General features: G+C 45.7%; 3 protein-coding genes. All 3 read right to left on the bottom strand.

All coding sequences use genetic code 11. The features are described 5' to 3' along the window. Positions 1–112: 112 nt before the first annotated feature. Positions 113–619, bottom strand: coding sequence for a phosphatidylglycerophosphatase A (gene pgpA / locus R7P67_RS23540; RefSeq protein ID WP_005482983.1), 507 nt, complete (start codon positions 617–619; stop codon positions 113–115). Between the two features lie 37 nt (positions 620–656). Then, positions 657–1622 (bottom strand): thiamine-phosphate kinase, encoded by a 966-nt coding sequence (gene thiL / locus R7P67_RS23535; RefSeq protein WP_025623424.1) that lies wholly within the window; start codon positions 1620–1622, stop codon positions 657–659. A gap of 83 nt (positions 1623–1705) precedes the next feature. Then, positions 1706–1805, bottom strand: a 100-nt coding sequence (locus R7P67_RS23530; RefSeq protein ID WP_318086155.1) for a transcription antitermination factor NusB, incomplete at its 5' end; no start/stop codon positions are given.

The following is a 1805-nucleotide window of genomic DNA, read 5'->3' as shown; positions in this document are numbered from 1 at the left end:
ATTGAACAATCCATTGCGGAATACCTTGCGAAGTAAGCACTTAAATAGCAAAAAGGGATGCCAGTGGCATCCCTTTTTAATTCTTGTTGTTCTTCGAGTGATAGGTGATGTACTAACTCATCCAACCCGCATACTTTGCAACGAGAAACAAAGCAATACCCGCCATAATCCCCGCCACAATATCATCGAGCATAATGCCAAGCCCGCCATGGATGCGTTTGTCTAACCAACCTATTGGCCACGGTTTGACCATATCGAAAAAGCGGAAAAGAATGAAACCCGTCAACAACCATTTCCATTCCGTGATAGGAATATTCAGGGCTGGTACAATACTCATGGTGATCCAAAAGCCCGCAAACTCATCCCATACAATTGAACCGTGATCATGCACCTTCATATCATCTGACGTGACTTGACAGATTTTGATGCCAATCACGCACGAAAGTAATACCACAACGACATAAGCCGGAAATGGCAGCTGCGCCAACAACAGAAAAAACGGAACCGCAGCAAGCGTCCCCATTGTTCCAGGAACTACTGGCGACAAACCACTGCCAAACCCCGTCGCCAACAAATGCCACGGGTTCTTTAATGAAATCAGAGAAAGAGGGTTGGTCATATCCTTAAACCTATACTGCTAGTTTAACTCGATGAGCTTATTTAAAGTGGTCGAAACCACTTAAATCCCAGTCGAGAGGTTGGTTGTTATCGTGAAGCTCAAACGTTCCATTTGGTCTAATTTGGCCAATGCACGTCACTTTGCACCCGCTATAAGACAAAGCACTCTGCAAAGAACCTCGATTTTGTTCTGATACAGTGAAACACAACTCGTATTCTTCACCGCTAGATAAAGCATACTGCTGTGCGCTGACCTTATCATCTAAAAATTGTACCAGCTCTGAAGAGATTGGTAATTGAGACACATCGATACTCACACCAACTTGTGAGCGTTTTAAAATATGTTTGATATCCGAAATCAGGCCGTCTGAAATATCAATCGCCGAAGATGCTAATCCTACCAAAGCTTGCCCCGCTAACACTCTCGGAGTACTTAGGTAGTGGGCTTTTTCTAGTTCATCAGCACCAATGCGACTTCGAAGTGTTTCATCTAAGATGACATCCAGCCCTGCTTTTGCGTCACCCAAATTCCCCGTTACATACACCCAATCCCCGACTTTCGCGCCAGAGCGAGTCAGCGCTTTGCCCTCAGGCACAAAACCTTGCACTGTCAGTGTTAAGCTTAATGGGCCTTTCGTTGTATCACCGCCGACTAATTGAATACCAAAGTAATCCGCCAGTTCGAAAAATGCATCACAGAAGGGTGCGAGCCATTCTTCATCCGCTTCAGGCATGGTCAATGCAAAGCTTACCCAAGCAGGTGTTGCGCCCATGGCAGCTAAGTCGCTGATGTTGGATGCAAGCGCCTTGTGAGCAACCCAAGCAGGGTTCGCGTGAGGAAGGAAATGGGTTCCAGCAACCAAGGTATCGGTGCTGATAGCAATCTGTACATTTGCTGGCGCCTTAACGAGAGCGCAATCGTCCCCTGCGGCGAGGTGTACGTCTTTGCGCTGGTTTTGTCGGCCAACAAAATACTTATCAATCAGGTTAAATTCACCAGACATAATTCATTTATCTTTTCATGCCAATGGCATTGATATCATACAAAAAAGGTCAGCATGTGCTGACCTTTTCATTGAAGAAATCGTTATTTCTTACGTACGTGTGGTGCGGCTTTATCTAGCACACCGTTCACGAATTTGTGGCTGTCTTCTGCAGCGAATACTTTAGCAAGTTCAATCGCTTCG

This window comes from Vibrio sp. Vb0937, from assembly GCF_033338855.1.
The sequence above is the reverse complement of the archived record's forward strand: the minus strand, read 5'-3'. Positions and strand labels throughout refer to the sequence as shown.

Excerpts from the sequence above, each read along its gene's own strand:
- pgpA (WP_005482983.1), bottom strand. The coding sequence starts at position 619 with ATGACCAACCCTCTTTCTCTGATTTCATTAAAGAACCCGTGGCATTTG.
- thiL (WP_025623424.1), bottom strand. The coding sequence starts at position 1,622 with ATGTCTGGTGAATTTAACCTGATTGATAAGTATTTTGTTGGCCGACAA.